Origin of the sequence: Acinetobacter brisouii CIP 110357 (assembly GCF_000488275.1) — a bacterium.
Taxonomy (GTDB): Bacteria; Pseudomonadota; Gammaproteobacteria; order Pseudomonadales; family Moraxellaceae; genus Acinetobacter; species Acinetobacter brisouii.
In genome coordinates this window covers 1-24950 of sequence record NZ_KI530768.1, presented here as the reverse complement: position 1 = coordinate 24950, position 24950 = coordinate 1, and the positions used below count along the sequence as shown (strand labels likewise).

General features: G+C 45.0%; 24 protein-coding genes. 15 read left to right on the top strand and 9 right to left on the bottom strand.

Features of this window, described 5'->3' with window-relative positions:
• Window positions 1-3: 3 nt before the first annotated feature.
• On the bottom strand, window positions 4-1581 hold the full coding sequence (gshA, locus tag P255_RS14995; protein ID WP_004903036.1) for a glutamate--cysteine ligase: 1578 nt from the start codon (window positions 1579-1581) through the stop codon (window positions 4-6).
• A gap of 529 nt (window positions 1582-2110) precedes the next feature.
• Between gshA and P255_RS14985 the strand changes: the two genes are divergently transcribed.
• From P255_RS14985 to ahr, 10 genes are all read left to right on the top strand, one after another.
• Window positions 2111-2653 carry a CC0125/CC1285 family lipoprotein gene (locus P255_RS14985; protein WP_004903033.1) on the top strand — a complete coding sequence of 181 codons (543 nt, stop codon included), beginning with the start codon at window positions 2111-2113 and terminating at the stop codon, window positions 2651-2653.
• Window positions 2654-2674: 21 nt separating this feature from the next.
• Window positions 2675-3982 carry a DUF445 domain-containing protein gene (locus P255_RS14980; RefSeq protein WP_004903029.1) on the top strand — a complete coding sequence of 436 codons (1308 nt, stop codon included), beginning with the start codon at window positions 2675-2677 and terminating at the stop codon, window positions 3980-3982.
• A 24-nt stretch (window positions 3983-4006) separates the two neighbouring features.
• Window positions 4007-5164 (top strand): methionine aminotransferase, encoded by a 1158-nt coding sequence (locus tag P255_RS14975; protein ID WP_004903027.1) that lies wholly within the window; start codon window positions 4007-4009, stop codon window positions 5162-5164.
• A 227-nt stretch (window positions 5165-5391) separates the two neighbouring features.
• The gene (locus P255_RS14970; RefSeq protein ID WP_004903025.1) at window positions 5392-6144 is read left to right on the top strand and encodes a dienelactone hydrolase family protein; all 753 of its coding nucleotides are present in this window, start codon (window positions 5392-5394) and stop codon (window positions 6142-6144) included.
• A 27-nt stretch (window positions 6145-6171) separates the two neighbouring features.
• On the top strand, window positions 6172-6543 hold the full coding sequence (locus P255_RS14965; protein WP_004903023.1) for an HIT family protein: 372 nt from the start codon (window positions 6172-6174) through the stop codon (window positions 6541-6543).
• A 100-nt stretch (window positions 6544-6643) separates the two neighbouring features.
• Complete coding sequence (mutY, locus tag P255_RS14960) at window positions 6644-7672, top strand: A/G-specific adenine glycosylase (RefSeq protein ID WP_004903020.1); 1029 nt, start codon at window positions 6644-6646, stop codon at window positions 7670-7672.
• A gap of 51 nt (window positions 7673-7723) precedes the next feature.
• Window positions 7724-8257 (top strand): M23 family metallopeptidase, encoded by a 534-nt coding sequence (locus P255_RS14955; protein ID WP_004903018.1) that lies wholly within the window; start codon window positions 7724-7726, stop codon window positions 8255-8257.
• A gap of 13 nt (window positions 8258-8270) precedes the next feature.
• Window positions 8271-8516, top strand: a complete 246-nt coding sequence (locus P255_RS14950) for a hypothetical protein (protein WP_004903017.1) — start codon at window positions 8271-8273, stop codon at window positions 8514-8516.
• Between the two features lie 30 nt (window positions 8517-8546).
• Window positions 8547-9101: a DNA-3-methyladenine glycosylase I gene (locus P255_RS14945; protein WP_004903015.1), complete on the top strand. Its 555-nt coding sequence runs from the start codon at window positions 8547-8549 to the stop codon at window positions 9099-9101.
• Between the two features lie 27 nt (window positions 9102-9128).
• On the top strand, window positions 9129-10154 hold the full coding sequence (gene ahr / locus P255_RS14940; protein ID WP_004903013.1) for an NADPH-dependent aldehyde reductase Ahr: 1026 nt from the start codon (window positions 9129-9131) through the stop codon (window positions 10152-10154).
• 225 nt (window positions 10155-10379) lie between these two features.
• Here the strand turns inward: ahr and dapB are convergent, their stop codons facing one another.
• The 3 genes from dapB to P255_RS14925 all read right to left on the bottom strand — a co-directional run bounded on the left by dapB (window position 10380) and on the right by P255_RS14925 (window position 12913).
• Window positions 10380-11186 carry a 4-hydroxy-tetrahydrodipicolinate reductase gene (gene dapB, locus P255_RS14935; protein WP_004903012.1) on the bottom strand — a complete coding sequence of 269 codons (807 nt, stop codon included), beginning with the start codon at window positions 11184-11186 and terminating at the stop codon, window positions 10380-10382.
• 128 nt (window positions 11187-11314) lie between these two features.
• Window positions 11315-12433, bottom strand: coding sequence for a molecular chaperone DnaJ (dnaJ, locus tag P255_RS14930; protein WP_004903010.1), 1119 nt, complete (start codon window positions 12431-12433; stop codon window positions 11315-11317).
• A gap of 102 nt (window positions 12434-12535) precedes the next feature.
• Complete coding sequence (locus P255_RS14925) at window positions 12536-12913, bottom strand: hypothetical protein (protein WP_004903007.1); 378 nt, start codon at window positions 12911-12913, stop codon at window positions 12536-12538.
• 386 nt (window positions 12914-13299) lie between these two features.
• On the opposite strand from P255_RS14925, the gene ppc reads away from it, so the two are divergent.
• From ppc to P255_RS14910, 3 genes are all read left to right on the top strand, one after another.
• A complete protein-coding gene (ppc, locus tag P255_RS14920) occupies window positions 13300-15987 on the top strand; it encodes a phosphoenolpyruvate carboxylase (RefSeq protein WP_004903006.1) in 2688 nt (895 codons plus the stop codon).
• Between the two features lie 210 nt (window positions 15988-16197).
• Window positions 16198-17487, top strand: coding sequence for a solute carrier family 23 protein (locus P255_RS14915; RefSeq protein WP_004903002.1), 1290 nt, complete (start codon window positions 16198-16200; stop codon window positions 17485-17487).
• A gap of 84 nt (window positions 17488-17571) precedes the next feature.
• The gene (locus tag P255_RS14910; protein WP_004902999.1) at window positions 17572-18477 is read left to right on the top strand and encodes a LysR family transcriptional regulator; all 906 of its coding nucleotides are present in this window, start codon (window positions 17572-17574) and stop codon (window positions 18475-18477) included.
• Here the strand turns inward: P255_RS14910 and P255_RS14905 are convergent.
• The 4 genes from P255_RS14905 to P255_RS14890 form a co-directional block, all read right to left on the bottom strand.
• The gene (locus tag P255_RS14905; protein ID WP_004902997.1) at window positions 18474-19199 is read right to left on the bottom strand and encodes a sulfite exporter TauE/SafE family protein; all 726 of its coding nucleotides are present in this window, start codon (window positions 19197-19199) and stop codon (window positions 18474-18476) included. The two genes, P255_RS14910 and P255_RS14905, sit on opposite strands and share 4 nt — an antisense overlap.
• 458 nt (window positions 19200-19657) lie before the next feature.
• Window positions 19658-19942, bottom strand: a complete 285-nt coding sequence (locus P255_RS14900; RefSeq protein WP_004902995.1) for a YciI family protein — start codon at window positions 19940-19942, stop codon at window positions 19658-19660.
• 49 nt (window positions 19943-19991) lie between these two features.
• Complete coding sequence (locus P255_RS14895) at window positions 19992-20279, bottom strand: chorismate mutase (RefSeq protein ID WP_004902992.1); 288 nt, start codon at window positions 20277-20279, stop codon at window positions 19992-19994.
• Window positions 20260-21564, bottom strand: coding sequence for a hypothetical protein (locus tag P255_RS14890; protein WP_004902989.1), 1305 nt, complete (start codon window positions 21562-21564; stop codon window positions 20260-20262). Before P255_RS14890 ends, P255_RS14895 begins: the two co-directional genes overlap by 20 nt.
• A gap of 257 nt (window positions 21565-21821) precedes the next feature.
• On the opposite strand from P255_RS14890, the gene fmt reads away from it, so the two are divergent.
• Complete coding sequence (fmt, locus tag P255_RS14885) at window positions 21822-22784, top strand: methionyl-tRNA formyltransferase (protein ID WP_004902986.1); 963 nt, start codon at window positions 21822-21824, stop codon at window positions 22782-22784.
• Window positions 22781-24067, top strand: coding sequence for a 16S rRNA (cytosine(967)-C(5))-methyltransferase RsmB (rsmB, locus tag P255_RS14880; protein ID WP_004902984.1), 1287 nt, complete (start codon window positions 22781-22783; stop codon window positions 24065-24067). Before fmt ends, rsmB begins: the two co-directional genes overlap by 4 nt.
• Window positions 24068-24082: 15 nt before the next feature.
• On the opposite strand, the gene P255_RS14875 is transcribed toward rsmB, so the two are convergent.
• Window positions 24083-24694, bottom strand: a complete 612-nt coding sequence (locus tag P255_RS14875) for a TetR/AcrR family transcriptional regulator (RefSeq protein ID WP_004902980.1) — start codon at window positions 24692-24694, stop codon at window positions 24083-24085.
• Window positions 24695-24950: the final 256 nt, after the last annotated feature.

Sequence of the window (24950 nt, the reverse complement as noted above, 5' to 3'; positions counted from 1 at the left end):
GTTTTAGCGAAAGTTCGCCAGATATTCTTTAAATGTGGGCTGTGAGGTCTGTTCAAGCTGTTGCTGTTGCTGCAATGAAGCGCCGACCAAATCCTGAAAATAATCCTGAGTATCATTAGACAAGTGATGCTGTTGATACGCTTGAGTATGCATTTCAGCCAACTGGCTTCCCAAGCGCCATGTCCCACCTGCTTGCAGTAAGTCATCAATAACCTGCGCTGAAAGCGTGGTTTTGGGATCATCAATTCGCTGTTGCATCACGCTCAAGGCATCAACATAAATCGTGGTCGATTCAATTTGATCCAGCACGGCTGCAACAGGGCGCATCGCATCCAGATGCAACTGTAACCAGTCGGCAATAGCATAACTTGCCGTTAAAGTTTGAATAGTGGCATTTTCAGCACGCCCACGTTCCACAACTTCTGCTTGATTTTTCTCAATTAGCTCCTGCTCTGCAACAGAGATTTCAGGGCTATCTTGTAACAAACAGTACAATGCCAGACTTTCTAAAAATCCTGCACTATTGGTCTCGATACCAATCGGGCTATAAGGGTTAACATCGACCGCGCGCAGCTCAATATAAGCGACACCACGTTTTGCCAAAGCTTCAGACGGCGTTTCGCTGCCCTGCGGAACTTGTTTCGGGCGCACCAAACTGTAGTATTCATTTTCAATTTGCAGGATATGATCATTGATCTGAATCGGTTCACCCTGTTCATCGTCCAACCCAAGCTGGCTAAAGGCAGGATATGGCGTTTTCACCGCAGCTTGTAACCCCTGCAAATAGCCTTGCAAATTGTTGTAGTGGATACCCAATTGTTTTTGGGCTGAATTCTGATACCCATGTCGCCCCATACGCAATGCTGTTGCATATGGCAAATGCAATGTACCGCCTACCAATGGTTGTAGTTTATGTTCACGCCCAATCAAAAAGGTCTTACAGACTGCGGGGCTTGCCCCAAGCAGATACATCACCATCGGTGTCAGGCGGATAAAATTACGAATCAAGCCAAAGTAACGATGGCTACGATAATCTTGCAGGCTTAAGGCTTTGTGTTCTGGGTTTGGTTCATGCTGTTGCAACCGTTCAAACAGTTGGTCTGGAAACGAAATATTGTAATGCACTCCAGCAATCGTCTGCATACGACGCCCATAACGCACTCCCAAACCTTTACGATATAAGGTCTTAAAACGTCCAATATTGGATGAACCATATTCTGCCAGCGGAATCTGTTCTTCATCCTGATCGAGCATACATGGCATCGACATTGGCCAAAGTTTTTCCCCTTCTGGCAAATGCTGGTTAGCAACATGATGAATATCACTTAAATACCTCAGGGTGTCGGCAATATTGGGCTGGGGTGGCGTAATGAATTCTAGTAAAGCTTCAGAATAATCCGTGGTAATGTGCGGATGAGTTAAGGCAGAGCCTAAAGCAACGGGATGTGGCTGTTGTGACAAATAACCATCGGGCTGCATGCGTAAAGTTTCACGTTCAATACCGCGCAACATTCCTGTGACTACAGATGCGTCTACCCAAGTTGGCACAATAGTTTGAGAAACGGCGTTGGGTTGACTCATGTTCTTCACTCACTCGAATTGAAATTATCATCTAGATCAAATGGACAAATTATACTGATTATCATGACAGTAGGTATCAAATAATGATAATGGGCTGTTGCCACGCAAAATTGTAACCATAAACCGCCATGAGCATGCATGAAAAATGTGAATTGCATTGAAAAATAATTGCAAAACCATGCTCAATACAAGGCAAAAGTGAAAATAGCCAATCACTTGCCCACGCATCACAGGGTCATACTGCAAATCCTTTATTTCAGACCGACGGTAATCACCTAAGAAATAAATAGATAAAACAATATCTTAAATTTTATATCCTTTTATTTATCTCTTGCTTATTCATCGTCAATCCACAATCATGATTAAAAATCATGTTGTTTGATAACAACAAAATCTCAATTGATTCTTCCAAGCATGACCTTCATGGTAATGGATATAGGGTCGCTACAGCAGAACGACAAGTCGCATTTTTATAATGCATTGATGATCAACGATTTTTAATAAAATCTCTCGATTTTGGAGCAGCCATATGAATAAATTGATTCCATGCCTGAGTTTGAGCCTCGCACTCGGTCTGTCCGCCTGTAGCACTCTGCCCAGCAAGCCCCGCACATTTGACCAGTTGGGACAATTTTCCAGTTACCCACTCAACAACCAGACTTATCGCATTGGCTTCAAGGCCAAGTCCGATTTAAGTTATGGTACGGCTGAAGAAATTGCCTTGGTCAAAGCCGCACAAACGACCGTCAAAAATGGTTTTCACTACTTTAAAGTGCTGAATGACCCAAGTAACCGCACACAACAACCACCGCGTAAAGCAGTGGTGTATCCTGACCCGATGTTCTACCCGTATAGTTTCCGCCATCCTGGATTTTATGACCCGTGGTACAACATGCCACAAGTCGTCACCATTGACCCTGTTGAAGTGTCCTATACAATTGAATGCTATAAAGATCAGAAAAATACCCCGAGCGATGCCTTTGATGCCTTTCTGATTTTGAAATCAATCGGGCAAAAATATGGCGTCAGCAGCACGGGTGATGTTCTCTTGCCTGCGACACCTCCTCATTAATGTGACCTGTTAGGAATCTACATGAGTCTGACCACTCAAACGACCTCAACCAATTTACAACGCAGTAAACGCTTTGCCAGTATCGCCTTAATCATGGCTGTACTGGCATGGTTGGCACTCATGCTCTTGGCGAAGTTTTTGCCCAATGATGTATGGCTTATTCATATTCTCATGCTCGGAGCAGAAGCAGGTGTGGTGGGTGGTTTGGCAGACTGGTATGCCATTACGGTTTTATTCCGTAATCCTTTCGGAAAAATGCCGATTCCGCGTTTCCTGCTCGATCACACCGAAATTATTCCACGCAACAAAGCCCGCATTGCCGAGTCGATGGGGCGTTTTGTTCAGGAAAATTTTTTATCGCCTGAAGTGGTCGAGCGTAGCCTGAAACAAACCGATTTGAGTCTGAGTGTGGGACGCTGGCTTGCCAACCCTCAAAATAATGCTCAGATCACCCAACTTATGCAGCAAAGCCTGCCACAGGTGCTAGACTTTGTTGGACAAGAACAGATTGCAGCGTTTATTCAAAGCAATAGCGTGCAATGGGTACGCAATACCCAAATCAACAGTTTAGCCAGTGAAATGCTGCGCGCTGTTTTAGACAATGATTTTCATCAGGATTTACTTCAACGAGGTTTGGACTTGGCCCATGACTGGGTCACCTTCCACCCTGAGCAAACTCGTGAACTGACCCAACGGATTTTTCAGGAATTGGGCGTATGGAAAATGGCTAAAGGTTTTCACTGGATTGGGATTGATATGCAGCAACGCATGATTGACAGCCTGATTGGTAAAGTCGAAGCCATGCTGGCAGATCCTGAACATCCGTGGCGACAGTATATTGAAAATTATGCACAAACTTTAATGTTAGAACTGCGTGATCCCGACAGTGAAGCCAGCCTGCGCCTGAATGCCACCAAAAATGCCCTGCTCGATAGCCCACAAATGCTGAATTTTATCAGTGGTGCGGTGGTGATTTTATGCAATGCCATTAAACAGGACTTGCAAAAAGAACCATCAGGCATTGCGCAAAACCTGCGCGCGGCGATTGAACTGGTCGGGCAAAACCTGATGGAAAATGACAAGGTTCGCGAGATTCTTAACCAGCGCCTGAGCCAATTGGCCATTCAAATCAGTGATCAATACAGTAACAAAGTTATTCGTTTTATTAGCCAGCGTATTCATGAATGGGATTCCTCAGAAATGATTGGCAAAATCGAAAATGAAGTCGGCGGTGATTTGCATATGATTCGAGTCAACGGCGTGATCGTTGGCGCATTTATTGGGTTATGCTTGGGAATGATTCGCGCAGCGTTTGAATACTTGATTTAAATCAAAAATTAGAGAAAAACCGCCATGTTGTCATTTCCGTCCAAACTCCCTGCTCAGGGTGTCACCATCTTTAGCCAAATGTCGGCACTCGCCCAGCGCCTGAACGCACTCAATCTGTCACAGGGTTTTCCTGACTTTGCAGCCCCTGAAGCACTGCTCGATTGTCTGGTTGACGCTACCCGACAGGGCTTTAACCAATATGCCGCAGGTGATGGCTGGTTGCCACTCCGTGAACAGGTGGCACAGCAGTTTGTACAACGTGATCAGGTGCAACTCGATATTACCCAAGAAATTACCATTACTTCTGGCGCAACCATTGCATTGTACTGTGCCATTCAGGCATTGATTCATGCAGGCGATGAAGTGATTATTTTCGACCCGAGCTATGATAGCTACGCGCCTGCGGTAGAGTTGGCACAAGGCGTGAGTGTACGGATTCCCCTGCTCGCACCTGATTTTCAGGTGGACTGGCAACGCGTCAAAGACAGCATTAACTCACGTACCCGTATGATCATTATCAACACACCGCATAATCCAAGCGGAGCGATTTGGTCAAGACAGGACTGGCTGACCCTGATTGAATTGATCGAAGCACACAATATTGTCGTGCTCTCCGATGAAGTCTATGAACACCTGATTTATGACGGACAGCGCCATTACTCGGCATTGTCGTTTCCTGAATTACGCCAGCGTAGCCTTGTGGTCGGCTCGTTTGGCAAGACCTTTCATGTTACAGGCTGGAAAACAGGTTACTGTGTGGCTGCGCCTGAGCTGATGCGTCTGTTTCGGCAGGTCTACCAATTTGCCAGTTTTTGTGGCAATACCCCGTGCCAAGTGGCACTCAGCCAGTTTATGCAGCAGCACCCCGAACATATTCAGCAGCTCGCCAGTTTCTATCAGCAAAAACGTAATCAGTTTAATGCCGGGCTAGCTCAGTCCAAGTTTATGTTTACCCCGACTCAAGGCACCTATTTTCAAAATGTTGACTATAGCCAGATTCGACCTGACCTGAACGATGTTGAGATGTGTCAGTGGCTCGCCGAACAGCATAAAGTGGTCGCTATTCCAATTTCGGTTTTTTATGCAGAGCCACCAAAAAACTTGCGTTTACTACGCTTTTGCTTTGCAAAAACCGAGCAAACCATTGCTCAAGCCTGCGAAATTTTGGCGCAAGTCAACTAAGTAAATTTTATACCTGCCTGCACTCGGTAAATCTGGTGCAGGTACGGTCACAACCATCATTTAACAAACTGATTAAAAATAAATAATTTAAATTTATCTATGTTATTAATATGGTAATTTTCAACAAATATGTAGATTTTTCACGCAATAACAAAAATTCTATGCTTTAATCAAAATTGATTCAGTATATTAAATCAGACCTCTTCATCATAAGGATTGTGCCCACCATGAGCACCATAATTACTCGCGAAATTCAATATACCGCGCCAGATGGTAAAAATTTAGTTGGTTTTTTTGCAGCACCACAAAGTGATACCCCAGTTGCAGCGATTCTGGTCGCGCCTGAATGGTGGGGGCGTAATGAATATGTGATTCAGCGGGCGAAACAACTGGCTGAACATGGCTATGCGGCATTTGCTATCGACATGTATGGTGATAAGCAAACTACAGAACAAGCCAGTCAAGCCAATACATGGATGATGGAAACTTTCCAGCAACCGAATACGATTGTTGAGCGTGTGACTGCGGCGCTGAGCACATTGGCAGCACAACCTGAAGTGGATGCGGCTCGCCTAGGTGCCATCGGTTTCTGCTTTGGTGGAAAAGTGGTTTTGGACTTGGCGCGCTCTGGTGCAGACATCAAAGCTGTTGCAACGTTCCACGGTAACTTGTCGACTGCTGCTCCTGCTGAAAAAGGCAAAATTAAAGCAGAAATTTTAGTGTTACACGGTGAACTCGACAGCATGGTCACACTCGACAATGTAGAGAGCTTCAAGCAGGAAATGCAGGCTGCCGAAGTTAAGCATGAGGTGATTATTTTAGCCAATGCCAAACATGGCTTTAGTAATCCACTGGCTGATGTACGTGCCAAAGCCAATGGCGTTGACCTTGGCTACAATGCGAAAGCCGAACGTGCAGGATTAGATGCGATGTATCAACTGCTCGCACGCGACTTGCAGCCTAAACCCGATTTTCTTTGATTGCTGTTGATTAAGTAGGAGGCCACCATGACTGAGCACTGTGCTTATTGCGATTTTGATGACTATGATGTGATTGCCAAAAATGATTTTGGTGCGATTTTCCCAGAGCCTCACCCTTTGTCTAAAGGGCACATGGTGATTGTACCGCTACGCCATGTCAGTTCGTTTTTTGATGTAACGGATAAAGAACGCAAAAGCTTGCTGTCACTACTTGAACAGGCACGCAATGAGTTAGAACTTCGCTATCATCCCGAGGGTTATCACATCGGGTTTAATGATGGCAATGTCTTTGACGAAGTTTCACAGCATTTGCACATTCACGTGATTCCACGTTACAAAGGGCAGCAGCTCAAGCTTGATGAGCGTTGGGGAATTCAGCAACCTTCTGATGTGAAATAACTGAACTTTTCAAGGCAGAGAAGATCTCTCAGCAGATCTTCTCTGCCTTTTTTCTCTGTGCTTGACGTATACTACCTCGCGGTTTTGAGGTGCTATGTCCATGTCTGATTTTTCGTTTTCCGATGCTTTACTCACTTGGTTCGACCAACATGGTCGGCATGATTTGCCGTGGCAAATTGCCGATGATCCCTATAAAGTCTGGGTCTCAGAAATCATGTTGCAGCAAACTCAAGTTAAAACCGTGTTGCAATATTTTGATCGTTTTATTCAGCGTTTTCCAACAGTTGAAGCGCTTGCTCAAGTCGGTTGGGATGACGTTGCACCTTACTGGGCAGGTTTAGGTTATTACGCTCGCGCACGAAACTTGCATAAAGCTGCCCAAATCGTCGCAGCGCAAGCCCATTTCCCGCAGACCTTAGAAGGTTGGATGGCACTGCCCGGGATTGGACGTTCTACCGCAGGTGCACTGATGTCTTTGGGTCTACGTCAGTACGGCGTGATTATGGATGGCAATGTCAAACGCGTGTTGGCACGCTTTTTTGCCATAGAAGATGACTTAAGCAAACCTGTACATGAACGCGAGATGTGGACACGTGCCGAGCAGCTTTGCCCCACAGAACGTAACCACGACTATACCCAAGCGATTATGGATTTGGGAGCGACCATTTGCACACCGAAAAAACCACTGTGTCTGTACTGCCCAATGCAACAGCATTGCCAAGCGCATCAACAAGGTATTGAAACAGAACTGCCTTTCAAAAAAGCCAAAAAACCTGTGCCCGTGAAACAAGCCGAAGTGCTATTGCTGCGCCATCAAGATCTGTGGCTGTGGCAACAGCGCCCTGCACTGGGACTTTGGGGAGGCTTGTATTGTCTACCAATTTTTGCAGAGCCAAATGAACTGGAACAACAACGCAACATACTGGACTTAGCAACCGCCCAATACCTGACTCAGATTCGTCACAGTTTTACCCATTTCACTTGGGAGCTGAATGTACAACAAATTATGGTTGACAGCGATGAGATGGAACATCTACAAATAGAACTTGGCGGTGAATGGCTCACCCCACAACAGGCAATTGACCGAGGCATTCCAACAGCCATGAAAAAACTGATTCAAAGCGTTTAAACATATATACGGCATGCTGTTGGAAAATACTGATTCAAAGGACACTGTATTTTGCGTTTTCTTTCACATGCTGTTTTAATTTTAACAGTCATCGTTTTGGCTGCATGTAGTTCAACTCCCAAAAAAACTACGCCACTGCCCAGCCAGCAAGTCAGCCGCCTCAAAGCAATGCGATTAGGTTTTCATCTTCCGATTCCTGTCAAAGGCGTCAAAGCAGATCAGCTCACCGATACATGGGGTGCTTCACGCAGTGCGGGACGTTGGCATGAAGGAATTGATATACTGGCACCTCGCGACAGCAAAGTCACCAGTGCCACCGAAGGTCTGATCGCCAGCCTGCAAAGCAATACGCTCGGCGGCAATGTAATCTGGATCTTAGGGCCTGCGGGGTCTTGGCATTATTATGCACATCTGGAAAAATCTAAACGCGGTTTGAAAGTCGGAGATTATGTGCATGCTGGTGACCTGATTGGCTATGTGGGCAACAGTGGCAATGCACAGCATACTGTCACCCATTTACACTATGGGATTTATCTGGATGGAAAAGGTCGCGGTGCCGTCAACCCATTCCCCTATTTACGTTAGGAAGTCTTGTTTCATGTCTGAAGCCCTCATACAACGTCTGGTTGAATTTGCCGAATCGGGCAATCAACAAAAAATCCAGCTGCACGGTCAGTGCTATCAGGGCTGGATCATGGAAATTGCAGAAAATGGCCTACTGATTAGCACGGGTTATAATGATAAGGTAGGCAAAGATGTGTGGCTGTCTCTGGAAGATTTACAACAGGCCGAACTGCTTTACTGGGACACAAAAAATGATCAGTGGACAAGCTTCTCCCTTTAAATTTAAATAATAACAATCAGGAGTTTTGTCATGTCACTACAACGCTGCCGCTGGTGTTCCGATGATCCGCTATATATCGACTACCACGATCAGGAATGGGGCAAACCTTTGTATGACGAAGCACAACTGTTTGAATTACTTTGTCTTGAAGGTCAGCAAGCGGGGTTGTCCTGGATTACGGTACTGAAAAAACGCGACTGTTACCGCCAGCATTTTTTTCAGTATTCAATCCAAGAGATTGCTGAACTCTCCGATACTGACTTGGAACAAAAACTACAAGATGCAGGTTTAATTCGCCACATCGGCAAGCTCAATGCCATCCGTGCCAATGCACAGGCATGGCTTGCCTTAAAACAGGACACAGGCGACGTCGTGACATGGTTATGGCAGTTTGTTGCTGCCGAACCCATTACCAACACAGTGCCTGATTACCGCCAAGCGCCTGCACAAACCGAAATTAGCCAGAAACTCTCCAAAACTTTAAAAAAGCACGGCTTTAAATTCGTTGGTGCCACCACCTGCTATGCGTTCATGCAAGCTTGTGGCATGGTCAACGATCATGAAGATGACTGCTTTTGTAAATAACAAGAGATCCATAACAAGGAGTGCGTCATGAGTGAAAACCGAATTCGTAGCTATGCAGCATTAACCGCCAAATCAGCTTTAGTTCCATACGAGTTTGATGCGGGCGAACTGCAACCCCATCAGGTCGAAGTCAAAGTGGAATACTGCGGCCTGTGCCACTCCGACCTGTCGATCATTGATAACGACTGGGGCGTTTCCCAATATCCAGTAGTGGCTGGACATGAAATCATTGGAAAAATTATACGCTTGGGCAGTGAAGCCAAAGGTTTAAAACTGGGTCAGCGGGTCGGGATTGGCTGGACAGCAGAAACTTGCCAAGCCTGTGACCAATGTCTTGCAGGGCAACAGGTCCTGTGTACAGGTGAACATAAAGCCACAATTGTCGGACATGCAGGTGGTTTCGCCGATAAGGTTCGTGCAGGCTGGCAGTGGGTCATTCCCCTTCCCGATGATCTGGCTCCTGAAAGTGCAGGACCGCTACTGTGTGGTGGGATTACCGTATTTGATCCATTATTAAAACATCAGATTCAAGCCATTCACCATGTCGGTGTGATCGGGATTGGTGGTTTGGGGCATATGGCCATCAAACTCCTCAAAGCATGGGGCTGTGAAATTACCGCATTTACCTCAAATCTCGATAAAACCGATGAGCTTAAAGCCATGGGCGCAGACCATGTGGTCAACAGTCGCGACAGTGCAGCACTGAAAGCCCAAAAAGGTAAATTCGATTTATTGCTCAGCACCGTCAATGTCACCCTCGACTGGAAAAGCTATCTCAATACCCTCGCACCGAATGGCAGTGTGCATCTGCTGGGTATTCCACTGGAGCCGATTGCCACACCTGCGAATTTACTGATTAGCGGCGCGAAATCGATTACAGGCTCACCAACAGGTTCACCTGCGGCATTACGTACGCTGCTCAACTTCGCTGCCCGCAAAAATATTGCACCGCAGATCGAACTATTCCCGATGTCACAGATTAATGATGCAATTGCCCGCTTGCACTCGGGTCAGGTGCGTTACCGCGTGGTACTCAAAGCCGATTTTGACTAATTCACAGTTGTATTTCCTGACAGTGGCCAACCCATCAAAAACCGTTTGTCACTGATTGGGAAAATCTTGTACCAGTCAGTGGTGCAGTTCTTGCTGTGCTGACCCTAATTTTGGTGTTGGTGCAAAAACGCCTGTATCAACATGACAATCCTGCTGCTTGCCAAGCCGCAGCCTAAAATGCAAAAAGCCAGTCACAAGACTGGCTTTTTTATATCTGGCAAGATCTTACAAGCCTAAAACATCTTTCATATCGTATTTGGCTGCATCACGACCCACAACCCATGCTGCTGCACGTACCGCACCTGAGGCAAAGTTCATACGGTTAGTCGCTTTATGCGTCACTTCAACACGCTCACCTTCACCAATAAACATCACGGTATGTTCACCCACAATGTCGCCACCACGGATGGTTTCAAAGCCAATGGTTTGACGATCACGTGGACCTGTATGCCCTTCACGGCCATACACCGCCACTTCTTTTAAGTTGCGACCCAAGGTATCCGCAACCGCTTCACCCATCATGAGTGCAGTACCCGATGGTGCATCGACTTTATGACGGTGATGCGCTTCAATGATTTCAATATCAACTGTATCGCCAAACACTTGTGCTGCAAGCTCTAGCAGTTTAATCGAAACATTCACACCGACAGAATAGTTGGCTGCATACACCACTGGAATCTGTTTTGCCGTGTCATTCAGCAATTGTTTTTGCTCATCTGACAAACCCGTGGTGCCAATGACCATTGCTACACCTGCATCACGGCAGATTTTCAAATGTTGTTCAGTCGCCACAGGTGCAGTGAAATCGATCACTACATCCACATCGGCCAACACCGCTTCGAGTGAACCTGAAACTTTCACACCTACCGCACCAATACCTGCCAGTTCGCCAGCATCTGTGCCGACCAAAGAACTTTCTGGGCGTTCTACCGCTGCTGCAAGTTGGAAGCCTGCTTGTTGAACTGCCTGAATCAAGATGCGACCCATACGACCGCCAGCACCTAAAATCCCAATACGTGGTGATGTAGACATGTTGTCATTTCCTAAATTTTTTAATCAATGTACTTACTATAACAAAACTTATTTCTATGCATGCGCAATCTGATATAAAAAAACCTGCTTTTAGGCAGCAGGTTTTTTCTAAAAATCAATCAGACAGATCAGTCAAACAACCGATCAAAGAATGATTTTTTCTTGGCACTTGAATGCTGATCATTGCCATCCATGGTTGCTTGCAACTCTTTGAGCAATTCACGCTGGCGTGCAGTCAGGTTAACTGGCGTTTCAACAACAATACGGCAGAGCAAATCACCGACCATATTGTTACGTACAGGACGAACACCTTTGCCACGTAAACGGAACACTTTGCCGTTTTGCGTACCTTCAGGAATTTTCAGACTGACACGACCATCAAGGGTTGGAATCTGGATTTCTTTACCCAAAGCAGCATCAGCAACACTAATCGGCACATCCATATACAGGTCAGCACCATCGCGCTGGAAGATTTCATGTTCACGCACCACAACTTCAACATACAAGTCGCCTGCCTGACCATCACGAATCGCTTCGCCTTTCCCTGTAAGGCGTACACGATCACCATTGTCCACACCCGCAGGAATGGTCACTTCTAAAGTTTGCTGACGATCTGTCACACCTGAACCATGACATTTCTGACATGGGTTCTTAATGATTTTACCTTGTCCACGACAGGTACCACAGGTTTGCTGTACAGAGAAGAAACCCTGCTGCATACGCACCTGACCTGCACCATGACAGGTTTTACAGGTTTCGACATCATTCGGTTGTTGCGAGCCTTTACCATCACAAGCATCGCACGGCGCAGGTGCAGTAAAGGTAATGGTTTTTTTCACACCTTTTACGGCTTCTTCAAGGGTCAGTTCCATGACATAGCGTAAGTCGGAACCACGGCGCTGACGTTGCTGTTGACGTCCACCTCCACCAAATGCCCCACCGAAAATATCGCCAAATTGACTGAAAATATCTTCCGCACTAAAGCCACCAAAGCCGCCGCCAGCTCCACCACCAAAGCCACCTTCAAAGGCATTGTGCCCCATACGGTCATACATGCTGCGCTTTTCACTATCTGACAGCACTTCATAGGCTTCTGCTGCTTCTTTGAATTTTTCTTCAGCTTCAGCATTGTCAGGGTTACGGTCTGGGTGGTATTTCATCGCCAACTTGCGGTAGGCTTTTTTAATTTCATCATCACTAGCAGTTTTAGAAACGCCTAAAACCTCATAATAATCACGTTTAGCCATGACAGGCGATGCTCCTCACGGAATTTCAAATAGAACAACTTCCAAGTAAAGTTGGGATCTTTACCTGTTTTACAAGGCAACAGAGTGAAAAAAATCGTGAAATTAAAATACTGCTTTCTTTTTGAAATACTTAGACAAGCCTTGAATAAAGCAGTTTAAGAAATACATCCACGCAATAAAGGCAAAAATCACGCCTGCGACTGTACAGCCCGTGACCCAAAGCGCCTCATTCCAAGCATAAAATGCCAATGGAATAAACCATAGCCCTGCAAACAGCCCCATCACCATAAATAAAATCACACTGCGCATCACCCAGATACCATGTGCCTGAATCCAGACTTCGGCCTGAGAATTATGGGCAACCTTCGCAGCAAACAGGTAGGCAATGAATCCCGCCACAATCGTAAACAATGCCAAAAACATAAACATATACGCCGTTGTTATATAACGACGATGCTGCTCAACCTTGTCTTGCGCCATGGAAATTTAACCCCTTCACGACATAGGACATGCCCTGAAAAAATGATATATACGATTTGGGAAAATTGACCTGTTACTATAGGTGAGTTTTGTAATTTTCGCATCCTTTTCCATAAATTTTTTCCGCCAAAAACTAGACTATTTCACAAAAAAACAGGTTTTTTACTAACCAGTTAGTCATCTACTGGCAATTTGCCCGAGTAATCTGAATTTCCCAGTCAGCCACCTACTGAAATCCAACATTTTTTCCGAGCTTACACGACCAATGGCTAAAGGCTTTTCTAGATAAATTTGTTATGTTTAGATAAAACCGACTCTCTGATATAAAAGACAATTCTCTTTTTATATTTCAATAGACCATAGTTCATCCCATAAGGAATTTAAATATGGCACAACATATCGATGCTCCATTACGCGAAGACGTCAGACTACTGGGCAATTTACTGGGAGAAACCCTAAAAGCTCACGCAGGTCAGGACTTGTTTAATCAAGTCGAACAAATTCGTGCGCTCGCCAAGGGCGCTCGCGATGGACAAATCGAAGCGGAAAAACAGTTAGAACAACTTTTTCTCAATCTTGAAGATAAAGAAATTTTACCGCTCACGCGTGCCTTCACCCATTTCCTGAATTTTGCCAATATTGCTGAACAATACCACGTGGTGCGTAGCCGCCGTGCCAGCGAATTCGATGAAAATCAGCCCTCTCCAAATCCGCTCGAACCTCTATTTGAAAAATTTAAACAGCGACAAATTTCAGCAGAAACGCTCTATCAACAAATCTGCGATTTAAATATTGAACTGGTACTGACCGCGCACCCAACCGAAGTGAGCCGCCGTACCCTGATTCAAAAATATGACGACATTAACCGTTGCCTCGAACAACTGGATCAGCAAAAACTGACCCCGAAACAGCGTCAGCAAGCCTTAGAAAAACTCAAACAACTGATTTGCTCAGCTTGGCAGACCGATGAAATCCGTCGCCAAAAACCGACCCCAATTGATGAAGCTAAATGGGGCTTTACTGTCATTGAACAAACTTTATGGCAAGCGGTACCGAAGTTCATCCGTGAACTGAACGAGCTAGTTCAAGTGCATTGTGGACAGGCGTTACCAACCCACGTGACCCCGATCCGTTTTGCCTCATGGATGGGTGGTGACCGCGACGGTAACCCGAATGTCACCCATGACGTCACCCAGCAAGTGTTGTGGTTCTCGCGCTGGCAAGCCACCGAGCTATATTTACGTGACCTCGAAAGTCTACGTTGGGAACTGTCAATTCAGCAATGTTCGGATGAACTACGTCAGGCACTTGGTCGCGAACATGCTGAGCCTTACCGCGAATATTTACGCGATCTGCGCGAACGTCTACGCATTACCCGTCAGTGGCTGTCTGACAAACTGCAAGGTCTGGAAACCATCGAAGACCATCGGGTGATTCGCCATAAAGAAGAATTGCTTGAACCACTACTTCTTTGCCATCGTTCTTTAATCGACAGTAATTTGCCTGAAATCGCCAATGGCAACTTGCTCGACTTTATTCATCGTGTGCACTGTTTCGGGATTGAACTGCTGAAACTCGACATTCGTCAGGAATCAGGACGCCACCGTCAGGCGCTGTCTGCCATCACTGAATATTTGGGTTTGGGCAATTTTGAAACTTGGACTGAGCAAGCACGTCAAAACTTCTTGCTCAATGAGCTGCAAAGTAAACGTCCACTGCTGCCGAAACTACTGAATGAACCAGAAGACAGCCTGATCAATCATCCTGACGTTCAGGAAGTTTTTGCGACCATGCGCACACTGGCAGAACAACCTGCTGAGTCTTTAGGTGCGTATATTATTTCGATGGCTGAACATCCGAGTGATGTCTTAGCCGTACTGCTACTACAGAAAGAAGCAGGAATACAAAAACCTTTACGCATTGTGCCGTTATTTGAGACGCTCAAAGATTTGGACGGCGCTGCCCACACCATGAATACGCTGTTTAATATGCAATGGTACAAACAGCATATTCAGGGCAAGCACGAGGTCATGATTGGTTATTCGGACTCGGCCAAAGATGCAGGCTTTATGTCGGCAAACTGGGCACAGTACCGCGCTCAGGAAGAGTTGACTGCGGTTGCCCAAGCACATGATGTTCGCCTGACCCTGTTTCATGGTCGCGGCGGTTCGATCAGCCGTGGTGGTGCACCCACTCAGCAAGCCTTGTTTTCACAACCACCAGGGTCTATCTCAGGTTCGATTCGCGTCACCGAACAAGGGGAAATGATCCGCTTCAAATTTGGAATCGAAGGCGTTGCGCTGCAAAATATGGAAGTCTATACAGCGGCGACTTTAGAGGCGACTTTGTTACCGCCGCCTGTACCAAAAGCTGAATGGCGTGAACTGATGCATCAAATGACTGAAACTTCAGTCAAGGTCTATCGCCAGACTGTGCGGGAAAACCCACATTTTGTTGAATACTTGCGCACGGTGACCCCTGAACTTGAGCTACAAATGTTGCCACTCGGTTCACGCCCTGCCAAACGTCGTGTCAGTGGTGGAATTGAATCCTTGCGCGCCATTCCTTGGGTGTTTGCTTGGACACAGATTCGTTTGATGTTACCTGCTTGGCTCGGCACAGGTGCAGCACTGGATGAAATCATTGCCCAAGAGCAAAAAGCTAAACTGGATGAAATGTTGCAACAGTGGCCGTATTTCCAGACCTTAATTGATATGCTGGAAATGGTGCTGTCCAAAGCCGATGCCGATATTGCTTGGTACTATGAAACTCATCTGACCCAAAATGAGCATCTACATGCTTTGGGCAATGAACTGCGTCAACGCCTGCAAGATGCCATTGATACCTTGCTGATTCTCAAAGGAGAATCGGAGCTACTCAGTCAAAATGAAGTACTGGATCAATCAATGCGAGTGCGTAAAACCTATTTGCTGCCATTACACCTGCTACAGGCGGAACTCATGAAACGCCGCCGTGAGTATCTGGCACAGCATCAGGCAGAACATACGCCTGTCGATCATGCCTTAATGGTGAGTATTACAGGGATTGCCGCAGGTCTGCGTAATACAGGCTAATTGCTTAAGCCTTATACAAGCTGACTTACTCGTCCATGCGGCGGGTAAGTCTTTTTTATTTGAACTAAGCCATTTATAAACAAAATAAATTTATCCAGACATTCATCATTCTTCTAAGAAAAACGACCAACAACAATTTCAGCCTATGTTAAGCATTTTCAACTGAGAGTATCATGTGCAGAATTTTGTAAAGATTTGAGCGCTTTTGTTATGTCTTGGTTTCCAAAATGGCGACCCTACGCGGGACAAATTGATTCTCGCCCTGTATCCACCGATGAATATCTACCTGTTGGACAAAGTGTGGTTTTAGGCATTCAACATGCCTTTGCCATGTTTGGTGCAACGGTTCTTGCGCCGCTGCTCATGGGTTTTAACCCGAACCTTGCGATCTTGATGTCAGGGATTTGTACCATCCTGTTCTTTTTATTTACAGGTGGGCGCGTTCCAAGTTACTTGGGTTCGAGCTTTGCGTTTATTGGTGTAGTAGCTGCAGCAACAGGACACATTACAGGTTCAGGCGCAAACCCGAACCTGTCCGTTGCACTCGGCGGGATTGTGGCATGTGGTGTGCTGTATGCGATTATCGGTCTGATCGTGATGCTAACAGGCACACGCTGGATTGAAAAACTGATGCCACCTGTCGTGACAGGTGCGGTGGTGATGATCATCGGCTTAAACCTTGCACCCGTGACCATTAAAGGTGTGGCAGGTCAACCGTTTGAAATGTGGATGGCACTCATTACGGTTCTGTGCATGGGGACGATTGCAGTATTTACCCGTGGTTTGCTACAACGCTTGTTGCTACTGGTTGGCTTGCTCATGGCCTATCTGATTTATGCGATTGCCACCAATGGTCTTGGCTTGGGTAAACCGATTGATTTCTCGCAAATCTCGGCAGCAGCATGGTTCGGTATTCCAAGTTTTTCTCATCCGACTTTTGACAGCAATGCCATGCTGATCATCGCCCCTGTTGCGCTGATCTTGGTGGCTGAAAACCTCGGACATATTAAAGCGGTTGGCGCCATGACAGGCGAAAACCTAACGCCACAACTGGGCAAAGCCTTCCTTGCCGATGGCTTGGCAACCACCCTTTCAGGAAGTGTTGGCGCACCAGGCATGACCACTTATGGTGAAAACATTGGTGTCATGGCAGTGACCCGAGTGTATTCCACCATCGTGTTTGTGATTGCAGGTTTGTTTGCGATTTGTTTGGGGCTGTCACCGAAATTTGGCGCAGTGATCAGCACCATTCCAAGTGCAGTTTTAACAGGTGCATCGATTGTAGTGTTTGGTTTAATTACCATTGCTGGAGCAAAAATCTGGTTAGAAAATAAAGTCGATTTTTCTAACAATAAAAACCTGATTGTGGCTGCAGTAACGATTATTTTAGGTGCAGGAAACTTTGAACTCATGTTCGGTCACTTTAACTTGGGTGGCATTGGCACAGCGACTTTTACTGCCATTATTCTCAACTGGTTCTTTAACCTGAAAAAAGATTAAATAACCCGATATTTATAGCAGCCACAAGGCTGCTTTTTTTATGCCATACTGCACCTAATCACAGTAAAAAGACAGGCAATGGACATGCGCCTTGAAGTTTTCGATTTAGAGCTGGTGCTACAGATTGCAAAAACAGGTAGTCTGACCCAAGCCGCACAACAGGCCGCTATTTCGCTACAAGCAGCGAGTGAGCGCCTGAAAAAAATCGAACAACAGTTCGACATCAAATTGTTTAGTCGACACAGTTCAGGAATGCAACTGACCTTCGCTGGAGAAAGTTTTCTAGAATATGCTCAAGAGATTGTGCAACGCAGTCATTCCCTACAACAGCACATGCTGCAATTTTCTTCTCAGCAAAAACAGCAATTGTGTTTATGGTGTAACTCATCGGCACAAAGTGAATATTTGCCAAAAATTTTGCCTGAATATTTGCTGCAAAACCCACAGCTACAGATCGAGTTACAAGAAGCTGAAAGCACTGATATCGTGACCGCATTAACCCAAGGTACGGCGCAATTGGGGCTGGTATCAAGCTTTTTTAACACTGAGCATTTACAGACTTTGGAGTTTGCTGAAGATCCGTTAGTCTTGATCTGCCCAATGCAGCATCCTCTGGCACACAATACACAGATCAACCTTGCTGATGCCCTGCACTTTGCTTTTATTGGTTTAAAACAGTACCACTCGTTACAACAATCGATTGAACGTCAGGCACAGCAACTCGGTTATGGGATCGAATATCGCCTGCGCCTACCGAGTTTTTCAGCAATTGCGCAAGTGGTTGCCGATGGTGTCGGTGTTGCGATTTTGCCACAGCGTGCCGCACAGCAATTACAATCGCTCTATCCGTTTCACTACATTCATCTGCAAGGCGCTTGGGCAAATCGTAAGCTGTTATTAGCATGCCGCCACTTTGATGAGCTGCCTGTAGCCTATCAACATCTGAGTGAATTTTTAATGGAAAAACGGGCTTTGCTTGCCCCTATTTAAGTGTTTAGGCTCATATAACCACCTAGAAAAATCAGCCCAACAAAGAAAATACGGCGAAATTTCTGTTCATTTAAACGCTGGCGAATCAGCTTGCCGCCCCACATTCCCACTAATGCAGGCAATAATACCAAGCAAGACAATGAATAATTAATGTTCTGTGTCGCACTCAATTGCTGCTGTAAAAAAACTGCCAGGCAAAGATTGGCACAGGTAAAGGTCAAACCAAGTGTCTGTACCAGATCATTGCGTTGTAACTGCAAACTTTGTAAATATGGCACAACAGGTATAATGATCACCCCAGTCGCAACAGTCAGCGCACCGCCCAAATACCCAACAACAGGCGACAAATATTTTTCGTGTGCTTGCAGGTTCGGCAAACGTTGACTGCATAAGCCATAAATGCCATACAACAACAGCATCATGCCGAGTAGAAAACCGCTATGCACATGTGAGTCTGCCAAGGTTGGAAAGATGCTCCACGTGGAACCAATCACAACACCAAGCAACAACGTCCAAAAACGATGCAGCAAAATCCACCAGCCACCTTCGCTGAACAGTTGCCAGAGATTGGTCGCCAAGGAAGGAATAATCAGTAAACTGGCCGCCTGAAATGGAGACAAAACAATACTAAGCAATCCCATTGCAACCGCAGGCAATCCCAAACCAATCACCCCTTTGACTAAACCTGCAAACGCAAATACCAGCATCACAAATCCCAACATGTTACTTCTCCCTGAAAACATACATTCATGCTAGGTCAAAGCGATGCGCTTGAATATGCGTATTTTTTGGAGTTGCCTCAAGTATTGCCTGAGGCCTGATTTAGCTTGTTTTGGGAATAATTTTATTAGAATCGGGGCATCCTGATGGAATCTGCATCTATGATGCTTTTCCCTTAAGCAAGTTGAAAATACATAAAGATGAACTACAGGCGACACAAATAAAATGCCGAGCAAAAACCACTGGCTTTTGATACTGTCAAATTCACTGATCGCTTTGCAGCCCAACAAATATTTTGCTCAAGAAAACTGACAGCATCAAAACAGCTGCCTGTCTATTTAAGGCACAGACTACAATGACAATGATAAATCGCGTGTATCGATAACATATGCGACTTAGAGTTGTACTGCACCACATCAGCAACTGCCAAACAGATGCATACACTTCTACCAAGCCAATTTTAATAATGCTGTAACTGCTCGAAGCCTGTTCCTGTGCGTGAAAACTGCACCTGATTGATCCGATATTCAGCAACCTGTTGAAAAGGATCTTGCTGCAAAATCGACTTTAATTGTGCTTCAGGCATATCTTTCACCAAAATCATGCCGCCAGTTCGTGGCTGCTTTGCCCCTGCGGAAATAAAATGTCCCGCAGCAAAATGTTGTTGTAGCCATTCTATATGTTGCGGTAATAACGCATCGACAGCAGTCAAAGGCTGTAAATAGTTCAATTCAACGATATACATGATTATTCTGCCTTTTTATGTTTATTTTAGATGTGAATCAATGCGAAGTTTAATCAGGTAAATGCTCTAATTCCCGTTCGATAAAATGCTGAATCATTTGTCGATAGAGCTTTTCAACCAAATCAGCATCTGCGGAAAAAGCCTCGGCATGCTGGCGCACTTGAGCAATCACCTGTTCAACCCGCTGCGGTGCAGGTGCTTCAGCACGGGAACTTTTAAATGCCACTGCCTGATCCACATAGGCTTGGCGGGCAGCGACGAGTTCAATTAAAGCCCGATCTATTTGATCAATCTGTTGGCGAACTTCAGCTAAAGAATTACATTTTTGATGAGTCATTTGTTGTCTGCTGCTTGTATTGTTGTTCGAGTACATGACTAAAAATACTCTCAATCATCCAGACCCGATACAAGCTATTAAACACATAACTCTGCCCTGCGATGCGCAGCTCTAGCACAGGAAAGTCAGGCTGATGTTTCGCATAACATTGTTGGTCATTTTGCTGCAAAAGCTCAGATACATCGACCTCGGTCAATTTTTCAATCTGTAAACTCTGTTGCAAAGCATGAACATGCGGAGCAAATGACAAGTCCTGCCCTTTACTCCATACCGCTTTTAAAATGTCATACATCACATCAACACGCTGTTCGTCATCTTCGATGCTATAAAACAAACGCGCAATATTTAAAACTGCTTCTTGGGTTGGACGGCAAAATGGCGTAAATGCTACATCGGCACGTTTTGATAAACGTGTGGCAAGCGACCAGTCAAAAAAGTCGCGTCCATGGTAGCTCAGCGGATAAACCCGCAACTGAATATTATAATAATTTGCCAGTTCTTCTTTAATGTAAGCCAAAAGCAACCAGCTAATCGGATCTTCAAGTGCAATATATAAATCCAGCTCAGGATGCATCGCATGAATTTCTGCCAATTCTTCTGCATCACTCATAATGTGTTCACGCCACTCAATATGATTGATCAAAAAAATCGGGTTGTCAGTCAATAATTTTTGCTGTTTCAGACGTCGCGTTAAGCGCAGTAAATCATCTACTGCATGATATTTTCGGTCGGCAAATTCAAAATAACTGGCAGCAACAGGTGTCTCGATAAAACGACGTTCAGGGAAATTTTGCGGTTGGTGTTGCTGACTTGCCATGGCATACAGGGTTCTGAGTTTGCCATATTGCTGTTGCCACAGCATGTGAAATACATCTTCAAGTAAATATAAAAATTGTTCTTCACGTAATGGAGTATTTCTTAAAATGACTTCAGCTTGTTGAATCGCTTCTGCGGTTGGAAGCTCGGGCTGTTCATCATAACCAAAGCGATGTTGGCGTGCGAGAATCTTGGCGTCATTGAGACAGTATTGTTGCCATTCCTGTGCGGTCATATTATTGGGTGGCTCGGCGGCCTGACTGGAAATCATCACCTTTAATGGCTTGAGTTCCTCGCTTAAAATTTCATGCAACTGCGGTAATTGCTGTACTGCCAAATAACTGTAAACATCATCAAGGCGCAAATAAATACTCAACCCTTTATCCGTGGGTAAAACCTCTTGCCGTGACGGTTTCTGGTAAAACCATCTCGATCGAATCGGATCAAACCAACGGCGAAACACAGACATGAGCATAGCCTCTAAAAAATCAACCTACAGATTGGACAAACAATTTACTGACAAAAAATACGATCAACAATAAAAATAGCTTTGCAGATGTTGACCTGTTGCAAGTTTAACAAATTTTGCCAAAGTTCCGCTTGTATATTTTTGATATTGGTTTCAGGCATTTTCTTTGCACAATTGCCTCAACAGCGTAATTTGCAAGAATGCTAAATGGCGACACCTGTTATAATTGTGCCTTGCGAAACGATTGAGTGATACTCTTGAAGATTATTTTTGCAGGTACGCCTGAGTTTGCGGCTGAAGCCCTCAAAGCCTTAATTCAAACTGAACATGACATTATTGCCGTTTACACCCAGCCTGACCGTAAGGCAGGACGCGGACAAAAACTCACCGCTTCTGCCGTCAAACAGGTTGCTCTAGAACATAATCTACCTGTCTATCAGCCTTTACATTTTAAAGCCTCAACTGAAGAAGGCTTGGCAGCACAGCAAGAGCTTGCCGCGTTAAATGCCGATGTCATGGTGGTTGCCGCTTATGGTCTGATCTTGCCACAAGCAGTGTTAGACATGCCTAAATATGGCTGCCTGAACATTCACGGTTCGCTGTTGCCACGCTGGCGCGGTGCAGCGCCGATTCAGCGTGCGATCGCTACAGGTGACCATGAAACTGGCGTAACCATTATGGCAATGGCAGCAGGTTTAGATACAGGCGATATGCTGTATAAAACCTATTGCCCAATCACGGCTCAAGATACCTCTGCAAGTCTGCATGACAAACTTGCGCTACAAGGTGCAGAGGCGATTTGTGCTGTTTTGGCTTCAGAACAACAACTGCAAGCTTATCTGGCACAGCGCGAAGTACAGGACGAAGCCCTGACTGTTTATGCGCATAAACTCAGTAAAGCAGAAGCACAAATTGACTGGGCTGTTAGTGCCCAGCAACTCGACCTCAACATTCGCGCTTTTAATCCTTGGCCAGTTGCCTTTTTCCCGATCAGTGAAAATAACAACTTACGCGTCTGGAATTCACAGCTTTCAACGCTAAGCAATATCACTGCTCAAGTCGGTGAAATTGTAGCGATCGATAAACAGGGTGTACATGTCATGTGTGGTGATCAACAGATCATTTGTCTAACCCAATTGCAATGGCCAGGTGGTAAGCCACTAAATGCAGCACAAATTTTACAAGCACAAAAATTACAGGTTGGGCAAATCCTATCATGAGTCAGATATTGAATTTACGTGCTCAGGTGGTAAAAACCTTGCTGGCAGTGCAACAAGGTCAATCCCTTTCTGCAATTTTGCATCAGCAATTAGAACAAGTAGCAACAAAAGACCGTGCGCTATTTCATGAGCTGGTTTTGGGAACGCTGCGTCAGTGGTACGGGTTTAAAGCACTCACTTTGCCACTACTCACGAAGCCCTTAGATAACCCCGCTATAGAAAGCTGTCTATATGTCGGGTTATATCAAATTTTATGTACCCGCATTGCAGCACACGCCGCTCTTTCTGAAACGGTAACAGCATGCAAACAACTGGGTTTTCCTGCTATGAGTGGTGTAGTAAATGCCATTCTACGCCGTGCTACACGTGAAACAGCTGAGTTCCAACAGACTTTAAATCAGGCACATGGTTTGCCAAGCTGGCTTTACAAACGTCTGAAAAAAGACTGGCCAGAACAAGTGAGCGAACTCTGTTCAGCCTTAAAACAAACTAGTGCCATTACCTTACGCGTCAATCAACGCAAAATCGGACGTGATGCCTACCTTGCCAAGTTACAAGCAGCAGGCATTCAAGCTGAAGCATGTCAGATTGCCGAAGCAGGAATTGTATTACAGCAGTCAGTACAGATTCCTGAACTGGTCGGTTTTGAACAAGGCTGGTTCTCAGTACAGGATCAACACGCACAGCTTTGTGCCAGCTTACTGCCTAATTTAAATGGCAAAATCGTGGTAGATGCCTGTGCTGCACCAGGTGGAAAAACTGCCCATTTACTGGAAAAATTTCAGCCTGCACACCTGATTGCCCTCGATCAGGATGCCAAACGCCTGCTTCGTGTTCAGGAAAATTTACAGCGCTTACAACTTAATAGCGACAAAGTACAAATTGTAGCTGCGGATGCAACGACATGGACAGCATCTGAACCCGTAGACTGTATTGTTCTGGACGCACCGTGCTCAGCGATTGGTGTATTACGTCGCCATCCTGACATTCGCCTGCTCCGCCAGTCAACGGATATTGTAGAAACAGTTGCGCTACAAAAGCAGATTTTGCAGCAAATGTGGTCACAGCTTAAAGTGGGTGGCACATTGCTTTATATCACCTGCTCAATTCTAAAAGCAGAAAATGAACAGCAAATGCAAAACTTTTTTGCTGAACATGCCGATGCCCGTGAAATCAAAATTGAAGCGGATTGGGGGATTGCTCAAGTGCATGGACGACAATTACTACCAATAACCGCTCAGGGTGATGGCTTTTATTATTGTCGAATCGAAAAAGTGGCTTAAGCCACTTTTTTTTATTTAGGAAAAATTCAGTTCTTGCTGACTGGGAATAGTTAATGCCTGATGAATATACAATTCAATCAGCTTTTCACGAGAACCGATCGAACGTTGATAATAACTTGAATTCAAAAGTAGACATGCGCCATAGATCAGTGACCAAACATAGGATAAATAATCTCGAATTGAAATATTGGACTGAAACTGATCCAAGTAGTCTTTCGTCATATCCTTAATACATAAAATGCGCTGCTGGCGAATATCATAAAGCTGCTGAAATAACTCTTTTAAGCCCGACTCAGTCGTTGTCAGCTGTTCTTCAATTTGGTGCAATACGATGATTTTTTCAGGCGCTCTCAAATGGTAAAGCATATACGCTTTAGCATAACCAATAAAATCATCCTGATACTGATGTGAAATTGCCAGTACCCGCTTTTCATTCTGAATTACCAGTTCTAATAATAATTCATTCTTTGACTTAAAATGTTTATATAGCGTTCCTTTGGCAATATCGAGTTCTTTGGCTAAATCATCTAGTGTCATATCCTGATAATGATCTAATAATAACTCTTCTGACACAGCTAAAATTTTTTGATAGCGCACTGAAAATTGTTCTTGACGGTTGGTTTTCATTGACAATTCCATTGTTTAAACCGATCTACTCAAAAAATTAAATAACACAATTTAAGCAGTTTGCCCATATTGATTCGTGATCTGTACATTCAAGCATCAATTCTTTTACAGGAATGATGGTTTTATTCTTCTGACTGAGCGATTTGATGATACTTTTTTTATTTCTTTATTTTTTTAGGTGAACATCTAAATAACTTTTAAACTAATCCATTTTAGGTATGCATAAAAAAGCACCCCCTGCTCTATTGAGTCAGGG

What these genes read in the sequence shown, in the direction of transcription:
- gshA (WP_004903036.1), bottom strand. Translation starts at nt 1,581, where the DNA reads ATGAGTCAACCCAACGCCGTTTCTCAAACTATTGTGCCAACTTGGGTA.
- P255_RS14985 (WP_004903033.1), top strand. Translation starts at nt 2,111, where the DNA reads ATGAATAAATTGATTCCATGCCTGAGTTTGAGCCTCGCACTCGGTCTG.
- P255_RS14980 (WP_004903029.1), top strand. Translation starts at nt 2,675, where the DNA reads ATGAGTCTGACCACTCAAACGACCTCAACCAATTTACAACGCAGTAAA.
- P255_RS14975 (WP_004903027.1), top strand. Translation starts at nt 4,007, where the DNA reads ATGTTGTCATTTCCGTCCAAACTCCCTGCTCAGGGTGTCACCATCTTT.
- P255_RS14970 (WP_004903025.1), top strand. Translation starts at nt 5,392, where the DNA reads ATGAGCACCATAATTACTCGCGAAATTCAATATACCGCGCCAGATGGT.
- P255_RS14965 (WP_004903023.1), top strand. Translation starts at nt 6,172, where the DNA reads ATGACTGAGCACTGTGCTTATTGCGATTTTGATGACTATGATGTGATT.
- mutY (WP_004903020.1), top strand. Translation starts at nt 6,644, where the DNA reads ATGTCTGATTTTTCGTTTTCCGATGCTTTACTCACTTGGTTCGACCAA.
- P255_RS14950 (WP_004903017.1), top strand. Translation starts at nt 8,271, where the DNA reads ATGTCTGAAGCCCTCATACAACGTCTGGTTGAATTTGCCGAATCGGGC.
- P255_RS14945 (WP_004903015.1), top strand. Translation starts at nt 8,547, where the DNA reads ATGTCACTACAACGCTGCCGCTGGTGTTCCGATGATCCGCTATATATC.
- ahr (WP_004903013.1), top strand. Translation starts at nt 9,129, where the DNA reads ATGAGTGAAAACCGAATTCGTAGCTATGCAGCATTAACCGCCAAATCA.
- dapB (WP_004903012.1), bottom strand. Translation starts at nt 11,186, where the DNA reads ATGTCTACATCACCACGTATTGGGATTTTAGGTGCTGGCGGTCGTATG.
- dnaJ (WP_004903010.1), bottom strand. Translation starts at nt 12,433, where the DNA reads ATGGCTAAACGTGATTATTATGAGGTTTTAGGCGTTTCTAAAACTGCT.
- P255_RS14925 (WP_004903007.1), bottom strand. Translation starts at nt 12,913, where the DNA reads ATGGCGCAAGACAAGGTTGAGCAGCATCGTCGTTATATAACAACGGCG.
- ppc (WP_004903006.1), top strand. Translation starts at nt 13,300, where the DNA reads ATGGCACAACATATCGATGCTCCATTACGCGAAGACGTCAGACTACTG.
- P255_RS14915 (WP_004903002.1), top strand. Translation starts at nt 16,198, where the DNA reads ATGTCTTGGTTTCCAAAATGGCGACCCTACGCGGGACAAATTGATTCT.
- P255_RS14910 (WP_004902999.1), top strand. Translation starts at nt 17,572, where the DNA reads ATGCGCCTTGAAGTTTTCGATTTAGAGCTGGTGCTACAGATTGCAAAA.
- P255_RS14905 (WP_004902997.1), bottom strand. Translation starts at nt 19,199, where the DNA reads ATGTTGGGATTTGTGATGCTGGTATTTGCGTTTGCAGGTTTAGTCAAA.
- P255_RS14900 (WP_004902995.1), bottom strand. Translation starts at nt 19,942, where the DNA reads ATGTATATCGTTGAATTGAACTATTTACAGCCTTTGACTGCTGTCGAT.
- P255_RS14895 (WP_004902992.1), bottom strand. Translation starts at nt 20,279, where the DNA reads ATGACTCATCAAAAATGTAATTCTTTAGCTGAAGTTCGCCAACAGATT.
- P255_RS14890 (WP_004902989.1), bottom strand. Translation starts at nt 21,564, where the DNA reads ATGTCTGTGTTTCGCCGTTGGTTTGATCCGATTCGATCGAGATGGTTT.
- rsmB (WP_004902984.1), top strand. Translation starts at nt 22,781, where the DNA reads ATGAGTCAGATATTGAATTTACGTGCTCAGGTGGTAAAAACCTTGCTG.
- P255_RS14875 (WP_004902980.1), bottom strand. Translation starts at nt 24,694, where the DNA reads ATGAAAACCAACCGTCAAGAACAATTTTCAGTGCGCTATCAAAAAATT.